A 17415-nucleotide genomic window follows, 5' to 3' on the forward strand; every position below is an offset into this window, starting at 1 on the left:
AGGTGCTACGACGGGGCACGGCGGCGCAAAGCCTGATCCGACGCAAGTGACACCCGGTACTCAGGGTGGAGCCGCTTCGACACAAGACACTCCGGCGGCGCAGGGTGGGATCAGCGCCGCTCCGGCGCAAGGCACTTCGGCGACACAGGGTGGGGCGCAGGCTGCTTCGACGCAAGGTACTCCGGCGGCGCAGGGTGGGGCGCAAACCGCTCCGGCGCAAGGAAATCCCGGGACTCAGGGTGGAGCCGCTCCGGCGCAAGGTGCTCCAGTGGGGCAGGGTGCGGCGAAAGTCGTTCCGGCGCAAGGTGCTCCAGCGGCAGGGGGTGTTCCTCAGCAACCTCCGGTCTCGGATGATGCGCCGACGACGGTGATGCGGGTGCAGCAGGCTGCGCCGGTTGCGGACGCGGGCGCGGAGGACGAGACCGTCAGGATGCAGACGGCGTCGGCGAAGGACGGGGGGCAGAATCCGCCTGCGTCCGAGGACGTGACGGTGGCGATGCCGGTGATCAAGGCGGACGACGCGAAGACTGTCGCGCTGCCGGTGCAGCGACCTGACGCACCGAAGCAGGCGGGCACCGATCGGGTGGCGCCGGGCCCCGGGCGCGTGCCGATCACCAAACCGCCGAGCACGCCGCGGCCGGCGGGCGGGCCGAAACAGCCGGGCCTGCAAGGACCTTCAGCGCCGCCGCAGAGCGGTCCAGCCCCAGTCGAGGATGCTCGTCCCGCTCCCCCACAACAGCGTCCGGGTTCGGCTCCGGTCGAGGACGCGCGTCCCCCGCAGCAGCGTCCGGGTTCGGCCCCGTCGCCGGCGGATATCCAGCCGACGCTGCCCGCGCAATCGCTGGCCGGTCCGCGCCCTCCGCAACCGCGGCCGATCGCGCAACCGCAGCGGATCACGCCCGCCGGGCAGGCTCCAGCCGCCTCGGAGTCCGCCCCGGGGGCGGGCCGCTCGAAGCGCTGGCTGCTGGCGGTGGCGGGTGCCGCCGTGCTGGTGGTCGTGCTGATCGGCGTGGCCGTGGTGTTGATCACGGGTTCGGGCGGCAATTCGCCCGAGGAGAAGGTGCGCGCCGCGATCACCGATTACACGCAGGCGCTGAAAAAGGGTGATCTGAACGCATTGCGCAACACCACGTGTGGCCCACTGCACGACTTTTACCAGGGCATTCCCGCCGATCAGTTCGCCGGCGTGCATCAGTTGTCGATGGATCGGCGCAATATCCCGGTGATCGACGGCATCGACGCCATCCGGATCACCGACAAGACCGCGATCGCCCAGGCGACCGTCTATACGGAGGCGGATCCGGCCAAGCGCTCGGCTCGCACCTTCGATCTGCAGGACACCGACGGCGGCTGGAAGGTCTGCGATCCGCCGACGAGCCCGCAGTAGCGGTGACCCGGAATCGTCTTCGACTCGGTTCGGCGTCTCGGTTGTTCCTCACAGGAGCAATCGAGACGCCGAAATATTTTATAGCGATATCGAATTACTGTCCGGATGTGACGCACACCTCGGACCCGCGGCGCAAATGAAGAACCGGCAAACTCGATAGCAATTCCATATCGATCGACGGTAGCGCTGCTCACACACAGCTGGTCAAGGGTCCGGTTCATTAGTAGCGTGGCCGCATCATGGTCAGGGAACAAACGCTTTCGCTAGAAACCGATGGCACGCAGCAGACGGCAACACTGGCCGGACAACGGTTCCGGGTACGCGACCACTACGAGGTCGGCCGGGAAAAGATCCGCGAATTCGCGCGGGCCGTGCAGAACCACCACGGCGCGCATCAGCAGGAATCCGATGCACTGCGGCTGGGACACGAGAACATCATCGCGCCACCGACTTTCGCTTCGGTGATCGGTTCGGCCGGCACCCGTTCCCTGCTCGAATCGGTGCTCACCGAATACGATCTGTCCCAGATCCTGCAAACCGATCAGGTTTTCCAGGCCTATCGGCCGATCCAGGCGGGCGACCGGCTGAGCAGCGAAATCCTGATCGAATCCATCCGCCAGTTCGGCGACAACGATTTCGTCGTGGTGCGTTCGGCCCTGCTCAACCAGCACGGCGAGCTGGCCCTGATCGGCTCCACCACGATCGTGGCCCGCCGCGGCGTCGACGTGGATCCCAGCGTGGCCGACGTGGTGGACAACATCATGATGCATGGCCAGGTCGTCGAATTCCCCAGCGCGGGAAGCGCAGCGGCCGACGGCTCGGCGCTGATCCCGCTCGGCACGGGCACGCTGCCCGGCCCCGCGCCCGATCGGGTGCCCGCGCCGGTGCACACGCTGCCCGATTTCGACCGGCTCTCGGTCGGCGATCAGCTCGCGCCGGGGATCTTCCGGCTGACCCGCGGCGACCTGGCCAACTACGCGGGCGTGTCCGGCGACGCCAACCCCATCCATTTCAGCGATCACGCCGCCGAGCTGGTGGGCCTGCCCACGGTGGTCGCGCACGGCATGCTGACGATGGGTTTGGCGAGCGGCTACCTGACCGCCTGGCTCGGCGACCCCACGGCCATCGAGAAATTCAGCGTGCGGTTCGCCGGCTTCGTCCCGGTCGCCCCGAACGCGGCGAGCACGGTCGAGTTCACCGGCCGGATCAAAGCACTCGACCCGCGCACCCGCACCGCGACGATCGTGCTCGGCGGCACCTCGGAGGAGCGAAAGCTGTTCGGGCGCGCGATCGCCGAGGTCCGTTTCAGTTGAGCGCCCGCGCGGTCTGAAAAATTCGCACCCCACAACTGCGCGATTTCGGCGCAGGATGGAGGCGTGAGAAATTCAGTAGTACGCCGCGTGGTTCCCGCGCTCGGCGCCGCGTGTCTGATGGTCGGTGCACTCACGCTGGTGCCGCCGACCGCCGCCGCCGCGACCTCGCCCACCATCGCCAGTGCCGCCCGCCCGGATTCGCTGCCCAAGGACGATCCGGAAGACGGCAAGGACAAGAAGAAGCGCCGGATCTACACCAACTGCGACCAGGTGCGGGCCGAAGGCGCGGGCCCGCTGTACCGCGGGGAACGCGGCTACAACGCCTACCTCGATCAGGACAACGACGGCATCGCCTGCAACGAGTAGCCGGTGCTATTGCGCGGCTTGGAAAGTCAGCATGGTCGCGCCGATCCGGATCTGATCGCCGTCGGCCAGCAGCGCGCCGTTCTCGATCGGATCGTCGTTGACGTAGACGCCGTTGGCCGAATGCAGATCCTTGATCAGCAGCCCGGCCCGGCTCGGCATGATGTGCGCGTGGTACCTGCTGGCCTTCGGGTCGTCGAGGACCAGATCGTTGTCGGTCATCCGGCCGATCCGCAAGCCGCCCTGGGCAATCGAGACCACCCGGCCGTCGGGCAGTCGCAACTGCCCGTTGCGCACCGCGCGCGGCGCCTCGGTGACCGTCTCGGTCATCGCCGCCGCCATCCGCTCGGCCTGGCGCAGTTCGACCGTGCTCAGCGGCTCCTGCCGCAGCACCCGCTGTTCCAGCTCGGTCAGCGCGGGGCCGGGATCTATGCCGAGTTCGTCGGCGAGCACGGTCCGCACCCGGCGGCACGCGTCGAGCGCGTCGGCCTGCCGGCCGGACAGGTACAGCGCGGTGATCAGCTGACCCCACAGCGGCTCGCGCAGCGGATGCTCGGTGGTCATCGCGACCAGCTCGCCGATCACCGATGACGCACGCCCGAGCGCGATTTCGGCGTCGATCCGCGCGGAGGCGACCGCCAAGCGCTCCTCCTCCATCGCGGTGGCGAAGCCGTCGGCGAATTGCAGCCCGGTGAGATCGGCCAGCGCGCGGCCGCTCCACTCGCGCTGTGCGGCGCCGAACAGCTGCGCGGCACCGGCGTGATCGCCGAGCGCGGCCGCGCGGCTGCCCGCCTCCCGTGCCGTCTCGAAACGGCCGAGATCGCACGCGGTCTCGGCCACTTCGAGCCGATAGCCAGAGGATTCCGTGCGCAGCACCTGCGCCGGGTCCACACCCGAATTACGCAGGGCTTTACGAATATTCGAGACGAATACCTGCAGGCTCGCCGCGTACGAATCGGGTGGATCCTCGTTCCACACCATGTCGGCCAGCGCGGCCGAAGAGACCGCGCGCCGTCGATTCACAGTGAGCGCGGCGAGCAACGCCCGCGGCTTGGGCCCGCCGACCGCCACCGGCTCACCGCCGACGAGCAACCGGACGGGCCCGAGCACGCGCACATCCAGACACATGAGCTGTCGAGCCCCCGGTGGGTTGATGATCGGGTCAGGCGCTGATCGACCTTCCCGCGGACTTCAGATCATTGCATGCCTCGGTGACACGCGCTGCCATCGAGGTTTCCGCCTTCTTCAGGTAGCTGCGCGGGTCGTACACCTTCTTGTTGCCGACCTCGCCGTCGATCTTCAGCACACCGTCGTAGTTGCTGAACATATGGCCGGTGACCGGACGGGTGAACGCGTACTGGGTGTCGGTGTCGACGTTCATCTTCACCACGCCGTAGCGCAGCGAATCCTCGATCTCGGACTTCAGCGAGCCGGAGCCGCCGTGGAAGACGAAATCGAACGGCTGCGCGTCCTTGCCGAGCGCGAGCTTGGCCGCGGCGACCCGCTGGCCCTCGGCCAGCACCTCGGGCTTGAGCACCACGTTGCCCGGCTTGTACACGCCGTGCACGTTGCCGAAGGTGGCGGCGAGCAGGTACTTGCCGTTCTCGCCCGCGCCGAGCGCGTCGATGGTCTTCTCGAAGTCCTCGGGCGAGGTGTAGAGCTTGTCGTTGATCTCGGCCTCGACGCCGTCCTCTTCACCGCCGACGACGCCGATCTCGACCTCGAGGATGATGTTGGCCTGGGCACAGGCCTTGAGCAGCTCCTTGGCGATTTCCAGGTTCTCGTCGATCGGGATCGCGGAGCCGTCCCACATGTGCGACTGGAACAGCGGATGCTGCCCGTTCTTCACCCGCTCCTGGGAGATCGCGATGAGCGGCCGGACGAAGCCGTCCAGCTTGTCCTTCGGGCAGTGGTCGGTGTGCAGCGCGATGGTGATGTCGTACTTCGCGGCCACCACGTGCGCGAACTCGGCCAGCGCGACCGCACCGGTCACCATGTCCTTCACACCCTGGCCGGAGCCGAATTCCGCACCGCCGGTGGAGAACTGGATGATGCCGTCGCTGCCCGCGTCGGCGAAGCCCTTGATGGCCGCGTTGATCGTCTCCGACGACGTGCAGTTGATGGCCGGGAAGGCGAAGGAGTGCGCTTTGGCCCGACCGAGCATCTCGGCGTAGACCTCCGGAGTCGCGATGGGCACAGTAAGACCTCCGTGTTGTTGCGGCAAAGACCTATTTTGTCAGCCACCACCCTAGGACAGCGGGGTTTCGCCTGGTATCCAGGGAGGCAGACGAACATCCCGCGGGCCACCGCCACCGCGCACCGCCGCCGAACCCACAGGTGGCCGTGCCGTGGTCGCCGCGGAACCATCAGGTGACCAGCCGGTAGTTTCGCGCACAGCACGGGCATTCTCAGCCGAACCCGGTACTGTGGTGCCGGTAATTGCGCTGGCGGCTCCCGATGCGAGGGTGAGCGATCAGGCCGGCCGTACCCAGAACAGGAGACCGCGTGATTCTGCTGGCAGCGACAGAATCGGTGACGAGCAACATCGCATTGACCCAGTTGCTCGACCCGATGCACCTGCTCACGGAGACGTGGCTGAAGAACGCGGTGCTTCCCGCCATTCTGGCGATCGTCTTCATCGAGACCGGCCTGCTCTTCCCGATCCTGCCCGGCGATTCGCTGCTGTTCACCGGCGGCCTGCTGGCCGCGCAGTCGAATCCGCCGGTCTCGATCTGGTGGCTGCTGCCGCTGGTGACCCTCGTCGCCTTCGCCGGCGACCAGTCCGGGTACTGGATCGGCCGCGGCATCGGGCCCGCGCTGTTCCACAAGGAGGACACCCGGTTCTTCAAGAAGCACTACGTCACCGAGACGCACGAGTTCTTCGAGAAGCACGGCCCCAAGACCATCATCCTGGCCCGGTTCGTGCCGATCGTGCGCACGTTCATGCCGGTGCTGGCCGGGGTGTCCAAGATGGACTACCGCAAGTTCGTCGCCTTCGACATCGTCGGCGCGATCCTGTGGGGCGGCGGCGTGACGGTGTGCGGCTACTTCCTCGGCAACATCGCCTTCATCCGCGACCACGTCGAGGCCATCTTCCTGCTCATCGTGTTCGTCTCGATCCTGCCCGGCATCTTCGCGGTGGCGAAGCGGCTGCTCAATCGTGGCGGCGGGGCGCCGGTGGCCGCCCCCGAAGCCGAGCTGACCGTTTCGACGAGCGAGCCGACCCGCTGAGCGCGTGTTCGCGGCGTCCTCGCCCCTAGCAGTGGGCAATTTCGATCCGCTGATGTCAGCGGGCCCAGCGCTCGTCTGGACGGTGGTACTGACCTTCGTCTTCCTCGAGTGCGCGGTGATTCTCGGGCTGTTCCTGCCCGGCGACTCCATGTTGATCACGGCCGGCGTGGTGATGGCCTCGCACGCCTCCGGTGAGACCCAGGTGTGGGCGCTGTCGGTCGGCACGATGCTCGCGGCCATCGCGGGCAATCAGGTCGGTTACGTCATCGGCCAGCGCACCGGCCATCACCTGGTGGCCCGCAAGAACGGGCGCTACATCAACACCAGGAATCTGCAGCGGGTCACCGAACTGCTGCAGCGGCACGGCTTCGTCGCGGTGCTCGTCGCCCGCTGGATTCCGTGGGTGCGCACGCTGTGCCCGACGGTCGCGGGCGCGGCCGGGATGGACCATCGCAAGTTCACCATCGCGAGCACGATCGGCGCGATCATCTGGGCGCCGGTATTGCTGCTGATCGGCTACTACGCGGGTAGTTTCCTCGATCGGGTGCCGTGGTTGATGCCGATCGTGATCGGCACGCTGGTGCTCGGCCTGATCGTGGGCACCGCGCTCGGGATTCGGCACTACCGGCAGGAAATGGCCAAGCCCGCCGAGGATTTCGACTTCGAGACCGTGCCGATCCGGGTCGTCGAAGCCGAGAGCTGACCGCACTCGGCCGCCACGAACAGCGGCGGCCGGTCTACAGGCCGGCCGCGCTGACCTGGTAGGCGGCCTCCATCAACATCCAGCCCGAAAGCTGCACGGACAGATCGCGTTCGGGCACCCGGGACGCGGTGACCGAACCGCCCGGGGTGAAGTGACCGGCCCCGGCGGTACCACCGGGCAGGGTCGCCGGTCGGCTCCAATCGTGGCCGAACAGCGGCTCGCCCTCGACCTGGAGCCGGTTCGCCCACGCCGCCGTCGCGGAGGCCCGTACGATCGCCGCCGCGGCCCGCCGGTCGGCCGCCCGCGCCTCGTCCTCCCCGGGCAGCATCAGCGCGACCAGCGCGAGATAGCGGGCCAAGATGCCGTTGAACAGGCCGCCGTCGCCGCCACCGCCGCCGTTGATCACGCCGCGGGTCGTCATGTGCTCCTCGACCGCGCCGAGCAGCCGGTGCACGCGCTCGATATGGCGCGCCTCGCCGGTGTGCACCGCGAGTTCGGTTTCCACGCCGAGCACCACGCCCTGGCAGTAGGTGAACACCGGACGTTCGATCTCGCCGGCGGGCAGATGGATGCCGTCGAGGATCAGCCCGGATTCCGGATCGCGCAGCGTCTCGTCCAACCAGTCGGCCATCTCCTGGGCGCGCAGCTGCCGCCCGAGCCGCAGCAGCGCGATCGCGGCCGGGCCGTTGGCGGGCGCGTTGTAATAATCCGAGCCGATCCGCCACGGCAGGCCACCGCCGACCTCCGGATTCCAGCCCTCGTACAGCGGCTTCTCCAGGGCGAGCAGCCCGCTGCGCGCCTCGGTGACGCCCGCGATCCGTTCCGCGCGCTCCAAGGCGATGGCCAGCCAGGCCATGTCGTCGTAGTACCGGTTGGTCCAACCGGTGAGATTGCGGATCCGGTGCGAGCGCGCGATCGCGGCAATCCGCTTGCGGCGCACCGGGGTCGGCGTGCGGTTCGCGGCGTCCACCGCGCAGTCGATCAGATGCGCCTGCCACCAGTAGTGCCAAGACCCGAACGCGCGCTCGCGCTTGGTCGCCGGCCAGCCGACCACGCCCAATTGCGTGCCGGGTAATGCCCACAGCGCGCGCAGATGCCGGGAGATGATCGCGGATTCGGCCATATCGGCGCGCTCGGACCAGACCGCGGCGGTCGCGACCGCATCCCGGTTCGCCCGCGCGCGCTCACCCAGCGACCGTGCTGTCGCGTGCTGCGGGTCCTCGGCCTTCCGCGTGGTCATGCGTCAATGGTGCCAGTTTGGAACGCTTTTACGCGCCCGATTTGTTACAAAGACGATGCTCGAATGACACAGCGCGCGAAATCCGCGCCGAATTCTCAGGTCTGGGCTATAAGTCGCGACTCACCACGCGTCGGCGAGATCGGCATGCCGCCGGATCCACGCGTGCATGGCGATACCCGCGGCCACGCCCGCGTTGATGCTGCGCGTCGAGCCGAACTGGGCAATCGAAACGGTCATGGCCGCGGCCGCTTTCGCGTCGGCCGTCACGCCGGGGCCCTCCTGACCGAACAGCAGCAGGCAGTCCCGGGGCAGCTCGGCCGTCTCCAACGGGATCGAGCCGGGGACGTTGTCCACGGCCACCACGGTCAGCCCGGCGCGGGCCGCGTACACCAGCAGTTCGGCCACCGACTCGTGGTGCTCGATGTGCTGGTAACGGTCGGTGACCATGGCACCGCGTCGATTCCAGCGTTTGCGCCCGACGATGTGCACTGCCGCGGCCGCGAAGGCGTTGGCCGTGCGCACCACCGTGCCGATGTTCGCGTCGTGCCCGAAGTTCTCGATCGCCACGTGGAACGGATGCCTGCGCCGGTCGATATCGGCGACGATCGCCTCCCGTGACCAATAGCGGTAGGCGTCGACCACGTTGCGGCGATCGCCCGCCACCAGCAACTCGGCGTCGAGCCGGGGATCCTCCGGCGGCGGCTCGGCGTGCTCGTCGGACCACGGCCCGACACCGTGCGGGTGCTCGCCCCATTCGGTGGGCCCGGGTGGGTCCTGCTCGGCCGCGTCCGGCACTGCGTGATTCACTCCGCCGATGCTAATTCCGGGCGCGCACCGCGAAACGCCCGGCTCAGTAGCTGGTGCTCGACCCCGCCCAGACGCCGAGCAGGCCCAGCACCACGAACAGCACGACGAACAGGATGCCGAGAATGATCAGCACCGAGGAGATGATGCCGCAGACGTAACCGACCATGACGTTGGACCGGCCGCCCATCGCGCCGCCGGAGGCATCGATCTCGTTCAGCGCCCGCTTGCCCATCACCCAGGCCACCGGGCCGAGGATCTGGCAGAAGACCAGACCGAGAATGCCGAGGATCAGGATCGTGGTGGCCTGCGGGTGATCCGGTGGCGGTCCGTAGGCCCCGTAGGCTGGATAGCCGTATGGCGGCTGCTGCGGCGGGTAGCTCATCAGCAGGATGGTAGTGGGTGTAGCTGGCTACACCACTCATCCGGCGGACAGCTCCATCGAATCGCGACGCCGCGCCGACAACCATGGAGCCATGACCGAGACACACGCCGAACCCACACTGGTGCTCGACCCGATGACCGGTAAAACCCGGTCGACGGCCGAGCAGGCGCTTCGTGCCGTCCTGCTTGCGCCGTTCCAGGCGCGATTCTGGAAAGAACTCGTCTACGTCTTCACCGCGTTCGTGCTCGGCTGCATCGCCGTGGTCTACCTGTACGCGGGGTGGGGCGGCGGGTTGCTGATCTCCTTCACCGTCATCGGCCTGCCCATCCTCGCGCTGGTCCTGCTCGGCGGCCGCTTCTGGGGCCGGATCTACCGGGCGCTGGTCAAGGACCTGCTCGCGACGCCACTGACGCCGCCGACGACGTTCGCGCCGACGCCTGGCCTCGTGGGCTTCCTCAAGAGCGCATTCACCGATCTGGCCAGTTGGCGCGCCACGCTGTTCCTCATCGCGCAGGCGGTGCTCGGCGTCGTGGTCGGCTACCTCGCGCTCATCGTGGTCGCGATGACGGTGTTCGTCGCGGTCTCGCCGATCCTGTGGGTGCTCATCGATCCGATCAACGTCGATGCCGATGGCGTGGAACATCATTCGTTCGCCCAGTTCGGCGATTTCTACATCGACACCTGGCCGCGGGTGCTCGGCTTCGCCGCCCTCGGCGTCCTGGGCTGCTTCGCGCTGCCCTGGCTGCTGCGCGCGCTCTGCTGGCTGCACCGGCTGCTGGCCATGGCCCTGCTGAGCGCGACCGCCCGCGATCGGCGGATCACCGAACTGCAGCAGGGCAGGCAGGCCGCGGTCGACGATTCCACCGCCACCCTGCGCCGGCTGGAGCGCGACCTGCACGACGGCACTCAGGCGCGGCTGGTCACCATCGCCATGGCGCTCGGCCGCGCCGAAGACCGGCTCGAGGCCGGCGGCGATCCGCGGGATCTGATCGCCGACGCGCACGCCTCGTCCAAGGAGGCGCTGACCGAGCTGCGCGAGCTGGTGCGCGGAATCCATCCGCCCGCACTGGAACTCGGCCTCGGAGCGGCACTGGAAACGCTGACCGCGCGCTGCTCGGTGCCGACCGAACTGCGGGTGCACCTGCCCGAGCGACCCAGCCCGGCGGTCGAGGCGATCGCCTACTTCTCCGTCGCGGAGCTGCTCACCAACGTGGTCCGGCATGCCGGCGCGACCCGCGCCTGGGTGTCGGTGCTGCCGAGCGACGCGCACACCATCGCGATCACGGTGCGGGACAACGGCATCGGCGGCGTCCTGCAACCGGCCGAAGGCCAACTCGCCGCGGGCAGTGGGCTTTCCGGGCTGGCCGCGCGGGCGCGCACGGTCGACGGGTCGCTGACCGTGCAGAGCCCCACCGGCGGCCCGACCGTGATCACCATCCTGCTACCGAAGGAAGGCTCACGATGACCGAGTCACTGCGCATCGTGATCGCCGAGGACAGCGCGATCCTGCGCGACGGACTCGCCGGACTGCTGACCGAACGCGGCCACCAGGTGGTCGCGATGGTCGGCGACGCGACGACATTGAGCGATGTGGTCGGCACGCACAATCCCGACGTCGCCGTGGTGGACGTGCGGATGCCGCCCAGCTTCACCGACGAGGGCCTGCTCGCCGCCATCGAGCTGCGCCGCAAATATCCGATGACCGGGGTGCTCGTCTTCTCCCAGTGGGTCGAAACCCGCTACGCCACCGAGCTGCTGGCCGGCGGCGCGAGCGGGGTCGGCTATCTGCTCAAGGACCGGGTCGCCGATGTCCGCGATTTCGTCGACGCCCTGCACCGCGTCGCCACCGGCGGCACCGCACTCGACCCAGAGGTGGTGAGCCAACTGATGGGCGCCTCGAAACAGCAGGACTCGCTGACCCGCCTGACGCCGCGCGAACGCGAGGTGCTCGAACTGATGGCGCAGGGCCTGTCCAACAACGCCATCGCGACCAGCCTCACCGTCACCGAACGTGCGGTGGAAAAGCACATCGGCAACATCTTCACCAAACTCGATCTGCCGCCCTCGGACACCCACCACCGCCGCGTGCTCGCGGTACTTCGCCTGAAGGGCTGAACCCCTACCGCCGCCGCCCTATCGAGCCCGATCCGCGCATGTCAGCGCCACTGCGGGCCTATCCTGGAAGCCGGACAGTCGGGGTGGAGGCTGGTATGGACCACGGGCGGATCCTGCGCACGGTGCTCGGAGTCACCGCCGGCTACCTCATGCTGCTCGGCCTGTGGCTCGGGTGGCTGGTCCACCACACGCCGCCGGGTACGCTGCCGTACCAGATCGTCGCGCTGGTCGGGCTTTTCGGCACCTGCCTCGGCATCGGGATGATGCTGGCGGCCCGGCCGTCCAAGGCGGATCGGCGACTCTGGCGGCACGGACTGGAAGGGTGGGCGACCGTGCACGGCGTGCATCCGTTGCGGCCCACCGACCATCACAGCGAACTCACCGAGCTGGACCTGGAACTCACCGTGCCCGGTTCCGAAACCTACCGGGGCACCATAGTTTTCGATGTCACCCCGGCGGACAAGCCGAAACTCGCGGTCGGCGAGACCATTTCGATCCGGGTCGACCCGGCCAACCGGGACCGGATCATCGTCGTGCTGTGAGCCGGTGGGTTCAGGCGTGCGCGTCCGGATCGGCGAGCAGGAACTGGGCGGCGGCATAGGTGGTCAGGATGACGCCCTCGGTGACCCGGCGACTGCGCTCGCCGCGCGCGAACAGCTTGCGCGCCACGATGAGTCCGTCGGAGACGGTGAACAGCAGCGCGCCGAGCGCCAGCCTGCTGCGCGGATCGACATTGGGAATATTCACGCCCGCAACGTTTTTCGCGTCCCGGGCCAGGGCTGGATCGGAGGCGAGCACGCCCGCGGCGCCCAGCGTCGCGCCGTAGGCGGTGAGCGGCAGCGCCACGGCGGGCGCCTTGGCCCGCAACAACGCGGCAGCGCCGAGCCAGGCCGCCAACCGCGGTCCGGCGATGGCGGCCCGCGGCCGGGCGCCCTTGCGCAACCACAGCGCGGTGTACCCGGCCTGCATCACCGCGAACGACGACGCCCCGGCGATCAGGCGCCGGTCGTCGTCCGGGTCGATGAGCAGGATGTCGCCCAGCGTCGCGGCGCCGAGCGATCCGAGCAGGACGGTGCGATCGGTCTTGTCGAGCGCCGCGTCGCTGGTGGCGACGTCGGCCGCCAGCAGCGGCATCAGCAGCGGCTTCGCGAGCCACTGCGCCCGCTCACGGCCGGTCACCGCGCCGTAGACGGTGACCGCGGCGGCCGCCAGGAACCCGGCCCGGAATTTTCGCATCGGCTCAGAAGCTCGGCTCGACCGGCTTCGGCGGCAGGGTGACGACCTGTCCCGCGTAGCTCAATCCGGCGCCGAACCCCAGCAGCAGCGCCAGCTGACCGCCCTTCGCCTTGCCGGTGACCAGCATCTCCTCCATGGCCAGCGGGATGGACGCGGCCGAGGTGTTACCGGTGTTCTCGATGTCGTTGGCCATCGGGATATCGTCGGCCAGGCCCAGGTTCTTCTTCATCAACTCGTTGATCCGCGCGTTGGCCTGGTGCGGGATGAACACCTCGATGTCCTCCTTGGCCACCCCGGACACCTCCAGCGCGGTGGACAGCGCACGCGGCAAAGTGACGGCGGCCCAACGGAATACGCGCGGGCCCTCCATCCGCAGCGACATCCGGCCGATCGGCTCGACCGCCGGATCGGTGCCCTGCATGGCCTGGGCCTTCTCCATGTAGTCGAGGAAGTTCACGTCCTGGGCGATCGCAGCGGCGTTCTCGCCGTCGCTGCCCCACACAGTCGGCGAGATGCCGTTCTCCTCGCTCGGCCCGATCACCACCGCGCCCGCGCCGTCGCCGAAGATCATCGCGGTGCCGCGGTCGGTGGGGTCGAGCCCGACCGTCATGGTCTCGGCGCCGATCAGCAGCACGTAGTCGGCCGAGCCCGCCCGGATCAGATCGGCCGCGACGCCGAGTCCATAGCCGAAACCGCCGCAGCCGGAGGTCAGGTCGAACGCCGGGATGCCGTTGATCCCCAGGTCGTGCGCGATGGACGGGGCACCGTGCGGGGTGAGCATGAGCCAGCTCGACGTCGCGAGAATCAGCGCACCGATCTTCGAGCGGTCGATCCCGCTGTTGACCAGCGCGCGTTCGCCCGCCGCGGCCGCGATCGACCGCAGCGTCTCGTCACCGCTGATCCAGCGGCGGTTGCGAATGCCGGTGCGGTCGTAGATCCACTCAGGGTTGGAGTCCAGCACCTCGCACACGTCGGCGTTGCTGACGATGCGCTCCGGCCGATAGGCGCCGATACCGAGCATCGCAACGTTGTCGCGATTCTTGTTGATTGCAATGCTCACCACTGAAGATGACCCTTCACCTTTGCAGAACTAGACCGCTGTCCAGGCTAGCTCAGCGCCAGATCCTTCAATCCGAGGATGGAGCGGTACTCCAGGCCCTCGGCGGCGATCACCTGATCAGCCCCGGTTTCCCGGTCCACGACGGTGGCGACGCCGACCACCGTGGCGCCCGCCTCGCGCAGCGCGCGCACGGCCGTGAGCGGGGAGTTTCCGGTGGTCGTGGTGTCCTCGACGACCAGCACCCGCTTGCCGACGATGTCGGGGCCCTCGATCTGGCGCTGCATGCCGTGCGCCTTGGCGGCCTTGCGCACCACGAACGCATCGATCGGCCGCCCCGGCGCGTGCATGACCGCGAACGCGACGGGGTCGGCGCCCATGGTCAGACCGCCGACGGCGTCGAAGTCCCAGTCGTTGACCAGTTCGCGTAGCAGCTTGCCGATCAGCGGTCCCGCATCATGGTGCAGCGTCGCCCGGCGCAGGTCGACGTAATAGTCGGCCTCCTTGCCCGACGACAGGGTGACCCTGCCGTGCACCACGGCCAGCTCGCGCACCAGCGCGGCCAATCTATCTCGGTCGGAACCGGCGGTGGTGCCCAGCGCCGACTCGTTGGTGGTTGCCTCGTCGATCATTCCTAAGTCCTTCCGCGTGCGTTGAACAAGCCGCGATTCAGTCGGGCCGCCAGGTTTCGCGGGATCATTCCGGCGACGGTGGTGAGCGCTTTGTACTGCATGCCGGGCACACTCAGTACCCGGCCTTTCTCCAGATCACGCAGGGAACCGGCAACCACCTGATCGACGCTGAGCCACCAGGCTTTCGGCAGCGACGACTTATCGATGCCGGCTCGCTCGTGGAATTCGGTGCGCACGAATCCCGGGCACAGGGCCTGGACCCGGACACCCGTTCCGGCCAGTCCACCTGCCAACCCTTCCGTGAAGGATACGACGTAGGCCTTGGCCGCCGAATACGTCGATCCACGTCCGGGGATCACCCCGGCCACACTGGCCAGATTGATCACCGAGCCGTTCGCCGCCGCGATCATCGCGGGCAACGCGGCCCGGGTGAATTGCACCACCGCGGTGATGTTGACGTCCACTTCGGCCTGCAGTTGCGCGGGCGGGAGCGCCCAGAAGGGTTCGGCATGCGCGAATCCGGCGTTGTTGACCAGGAATTCGACGCCGGCCCGCAACCTGGCCGCGACCCGCTCCCGGGCCGCCGGACTGGTCAGATCGGCGACGAGCACCTCGCACCGGGTGCCGAACCGATGCTGCAGCGCGTTGGCGAGGGTCACCAGGCGCTGTTCGTCCCGGGCGACGAGCACCAGGTCGTAGCCGAGCGAGGCCAGGCGCATCGCGTAGCCGTGCCCGATACCCGAGGTCGGTCCGGTGATCAACGCCACGGGCCTGCTCGCGCCGGGTAGGCGCGGCGGCACGGGGTGTTCGGTCATCGGCGCTCGGTCGGTCGGACGGCGGTCACCCTGCCGACACGGCCGGTCACTGCGGCACAGGTCCCTGATACGGACGGAACCCGGGGTGGAACGGCCCACCCGGCGGTTCGGCCGCACGATCGTCCTCGCGCGGGGCCTGGCGGCGGTCGGGTTGCTCGTCGGCCCAGTCGTTGTCCGCGTGCTCGTCGCGCGGCGCGGGCGACCAGGTATCGCGCGGTGCGGGCGACCAGTCGTCGGCGGCCTCGGGCTCCTCGCGCACGCGCGGTTCTTCTCGCACCCGCGGCTCTTCGCGGACCCGCGGCTCTTCCCGGACCCGGGTGCGCGCGTCCGGCACGACGGCGAGTGAGGGGCGGCGCGGCGGTTCCGGCTCGTTCGGGGTGGACAGCGGGGCGCGCTCGTCGAAGTCCCCGTCGTAATCCTGTTCGACGAAAGGCGGCTCGTCGTAGTCCTCGTCCTTGCGCAGCCGCGGCGGCTGTACGCGGCCGGCGCCCACGGGGCCGTCCAGTTCGTCGTCGTCGAGTTCCTCGTCGCGGCCGCGGCCGCGCGGCCGCGGCCGACCGGGATCGTGATCACCGCTGTCGAAGCGCGGCTCGCTGACCGGCGGCAGCACGTGCAGCAGGCCGGACAGGCGCAGCACCGCGTCGATCGAGGTCTCCCATTCGCGCGAGGAGGTGCCCACCGACAACATGCCCAGCGTCCAGTTGCCTTCGCTCCACAGCATCTGCACGGTGTCGGGCAGCGTCTCGATGAACGCGACCATCCGCTGATCGACTGCGTGCCTGGCGATTTCCGGGTTGGTCGCGAAGACCACCCGGTCGCCGATCGCGCCGAGCAGTTCGAGGTCGGCGTCCTTGGGCGGCGAGGCCGTCTTGAGCCGCATGTCCACGTCGATGTCCGAACCGATCTGGCGCCGCACCGCGATCAGCGTCGCGGCGTCCTCCAGATCGAAGAGCACGAACTTCTCGCCCTTGCGAATGCCGGACACCACGTCCACCGCGGACAGGTAGCCCAGTTTGGCCAGCGCACCGCGCCGCCAGGTCGAGGGGAGCGCCGGCTCCACCGACACATACGTGTAGCCCTGGGATTTCGCCCAGACCTGCCGCGCGTGACCGGTCCGCTGCCGCTGGATCCGATCGAAATACAGCAGCACGATCGCACCCACGAGTGCGATCGCCGCCAAGCCGAACCACATTGCCGTCATCGCCGTCTAGCCTAATGGAAGCGGCCGGACGCGGTCTGTTCTCGGCCGCGCGCCGAGCCGTGTGAAAGCGAGCCGGTTCATCTCGGGCCTCCGGGAAGCGACGTGCTGATGATGACCTTGGCGTGGATCGTCCCGTCGGCGCCCTTGTCGCCCTGGATCAGGACGATATCGCCTTTGGGCAGGTCGGAGACCTTGGTGCCGGACACCGAGATCACCTGGGTGTTCGCATCGGTGTGCACGGTGACCGTGGCGTTGGTCAGCGTGCTGACCGTGAGGGTGCCGCCGTCGTTGGCGGTGATCGTGCCCATGGTGGTGCCGAGCGCATCGATGCCGGGCAGCCCGGGCAGGCTCGGCAGCACGGTCGGGTTGGGCTGACCGGTGCGCGGCGGCACCGGCGTCCGGTTGGCGGTCGGCAGGGCCGACGTGTTCGCGGCCGTGGACGAATCGGAGTCCTTGCCGCTCAGCACCACGCCCGCGACCACGCCGGCGACACCGACCAGCAGCACGACCGCAAGACCCAGCGCGATCCACAAACCGGTGTTGCGCTTCGGCGGCTCCGGCGGCATGCCGAGACCAGGCGGGACCGGACCGCCCGGCGGCGCGTCCACCGGCGCGGCGGCCCACTGGTTTCCGTAGGTGCTCTCGTAGCCACCCCACTGGTTGTCGGCGGGCGGGAATTCGCGGGTCGCGTTCGGCGGGGGCGGTGACCACGGCTCGAACTGCTCGGTCGCCGGATACGCCGAGGGCGCGCCGGACCCGTACGCCTCGGAATACTCCGTGGTGTGCAGCGGCTGCTCGAACCCGGACTTGCCCGCCAGGTGCTCGGTCGGCGCATCCTCCGGCCGCTGTCCCCACGGATCGTTCGGGTTGGTCATGGACTCCAGGTTAGGCGTTACCGGGCCCGCGCCGGGGTCATGCGCGACAGGAATTCGG

At 68.7% G+C, this 17415-nt stretch carries 19 protein-coding genes; 8 read left to right on the plus strand and 11 right to left on the minus strand.

The window, feature by feature from the left end; all coding sequences use genetic code 11:
• Positions 1-376: 376 nt before the first annotated feature.
• The 3 genes from TY25_RS20505 (at position 377) to TY25_RS20515 (ending at position 3066) form a co-directional block, all read left to right on the plus strand.
• Positions 377-1387: an Rv0361 family membrane protein gene (locus TY25_RS20505; protein ID WP_226887138.1), complete on the plus strand. Its 1011-nt coding sequence runs from the start codon at positions 377-379 to the stop codon at positions 1385-1387.
• 239 nt (positions 1388-1626) lie between these two features.
• Complete coding sequence (locus TY25_RS20510; protein ID WP_042258502.1) at positions 1627-2700, plus strand: fused (3R)-hydroxyacyl-ACP dehydratase subunits HadA/HadB; 1074 nt, start codon at positions 1627-1629, stop codon at positions 2698-2700.
• A gap of 63 nt (positions 2701-2763) precedes the next feature.
• Positions 2764-3066 (plus strand): excalibur calcium-binding domain-containing protein, encoded by a 303-nt coding sequence (locus TY25_RS20515; RefSeq protein WP_226887137.1) that lies wholly within the window; start codon positions 2764-2766, stop codon positions 3064-3066.
• Positions 3067-3072: 6 nt separating this feature from the next.
• Here the strand turns inward: TY25_RS20515 and TY25_RS20520 are convergent, their stop codons facing one another.
• A complete protein-coding gene (locus TY25_RS20520) occupies positions 3073-4191 on the minus strand; it encodes a BTAD domain-containing putative transcriptional regulator (RefSeq protein WP_042258506.1) in 1119 nt (372 codons plus the stop codon).
• Between the two features lie 34 nt (positions 4192-4225).
• Positions 4226-5260, minus strand: coding sequence for a class II fructose-bisphosphate aldolase (gene fbaA, locus TY25_RS20525; RefSeq protein ID WP_042258509.1), 1035 nt, complete (start codon positions 5258-5260; stop codon positions 4226-4228).
• A gap of 374 nt (positions 5261-5634) precedes the next feature.
• Between fbaA and TY25_RS20530 the strand changes: the two genes are divergently transcribed.
• Positions 5635-6294: a DedA family protein gene (locus TY25_RS20530; RefSeq protein ID WP_226887525.1), complete on the plus strand. Its 660-nt coding sequence runs from the start codon at positions 5635-5637 to the stop codon at positions 6292-6294.
• A gap of 52 nt (positions 6295-6346) precedes the next feature.
• Positions 6347-6997, plus strand: coding sequence for a DedA family protein (locus TY25_RS20535; protein ID WP_042258773.1), 651 nt, complete (start codon positions 6347-6349; stop codon positions 6995-6997).
• A 34-nt stretch (positions 6998-7031) separates the two neighbouring features.
• Here the strand turns inward: TY25_RS20535 and TY25_RS20540 are convergent, their stop codons facing one another.
• The 3 genes from TY25_RS20540 to TY25_RS20550 form a co-directional block, all read right to left on the minus strand.
• Entirely contained in the window at positions 7032-8120 is a 1089-nt protein-coding gene (locus tag TY25_RS20540; RefSeq protein ID WP_029901446.1) for a glycoside hydrolase family 76 protein, read from the minus strand.
• 237 nt (positions 8121-8357) lie between these two features.
• A complete protein-coding gene (locus TY25_RS20545; protein ID WP_042258510.1) occupies positions 8358-9044 on the minus strand; it encodes a TrmH family RNA methyltransferase in 687 nt (228 codons plus the stop codon).
• 43 nt (positions 9045-9087) lie between these two features.
• Positions 9088-9426: a DUF4190 domain-containing protein gene (locus tag TY25_RS20550; RefSeq protein WP_014988829.1), complete on the minus strand. Its 339-nt coding sequence runs from the start codon at positions 9424-9426 to the stop codon at positions 9088-9090.
• Between the two features lie 91 nt (positions 9427-9517).
• Here TY25_RS20550 and TY25_RS20555 point away from each other — a divergent pair, with 91 nt between their 5' ends.
• The 3 genes from TY25_RS20555 (at position 9518) to TY25_RS20565 (ending at position 12083) form a co-directional block, all read left to right on the plus strand.
• Positions 9518-10891, plus strand: a complete 1374-nt coding sequence (locus tag TY25_RS20555; protein ID WP_042258512.1) for a sensor histidine kinase — start codon at positions 9518-9520, stop codon at positions 10889-10891.
• Entirely contained in the window at positions 10888-11541 is a 654-nt protein-coding gene (locus TY25_RS20560; RefSeq protein ID WP_014988831.1) for a LuxR C-terminal-related transcriptional regulator, read from the plus strand. The genes TY25_RS20555 and TY25_RS20560 overlap by 4 nt, the downstream gene beginning before the upstream one ends.
• 95 nt (positions 11542-11636) lie before the next feature.
• A complete protein-coding gene (locus TY25_RS20565) occupies positions 11637-12083 on the plus strand; it encodes a DUF3592 domain-containing protein (RefSeq protein WP_029901442.1) in 447 nt (148 codons plus the stop codon).
• Between the two features lie 10 nt (positions 12084-12093).
• On the opposite strand, the gene TY25_RS20570 is transcribed toward TY25_RS20565, so the two are convergent.
• The 6 genes from TY25_RS20570 to TY25_RS20595 form a co-directional block, all read right to left on the minus strand.
• Entirely contained in the window at positions 12094-12777 is a 684-nt protein-coding gene (locus TY25_RS20570) for a lysoplasmalogenase family protein (protein ID WP_042258513.1), read from the minus strand.
• 4 nt (positions 12778-12781) lie between these two features.
• A complete protein-coding gene (locus TY25_RS20575) occupies positions 12782-13840 on the minus strand; it encodes a beta-ketoacyl-ACP synthase 3 (protein ID WP_014988834.1) in 1059 nt (352 codons plus the stop codon).
• 44 nt (positions 13841-13884) lie between these two features.
• Entirely contained in the window at positions 13885-14466 is a 582-nt protein-coding gene (pyrE, locus tag TY25_RS20580; protein WP_042258514.1) for an orotate phosphoribosyltransferase, read from the minus strand.
• Positions 14467-14468: 2 nt separating this feature from the next.
• Complete coding sequence (locus TY25_RS20585) at positions 14469-15281, minus strand: SDR family NAD(P)-dependent oxidoreductase (protein WP_042258515.1); 813 nt, start codon at positions 15279-15281, stop codon at positions 14469-14471.
• A gap of 46 nt (positions 15282-15327) precedes the next feature.
• Positions 15328-16482, minus strand: coding sequence for a TtfA family protein (locus TY25_RS20590; RefSeq protein WP_226887136.1), 1155 nt, complete (start codon positions 16480-16482; stop codon positions 15328-15330).
• A gap of 77 nt (positions 16483-16559) precedes the next feature.
• On the minus strand, positions 16560-17357 hold the full coding sequence (locus TY25_RS20595; RefSeq protein ID WP_042258519.1) for a DUF5666 domain-containing protein: 798 nt from the start codon (positions 17355-17357) through the stop codon (positions 16560-16562).
• Positions 17358-17415: the final 58 nt, after the last annotated feature.

Origin of the sequence: Nocardia brasiliensis NBRC 14402 (genome assembly GCF_000308475.2) — a bacterium.
Taxonomy (GTDB): domain Bacteria; phylum Actinomycetota; class Actinomycetes; order Mycobacteriales; family Mycobacteriaceae; genus Nocardia; species Nocardia brasiliensis.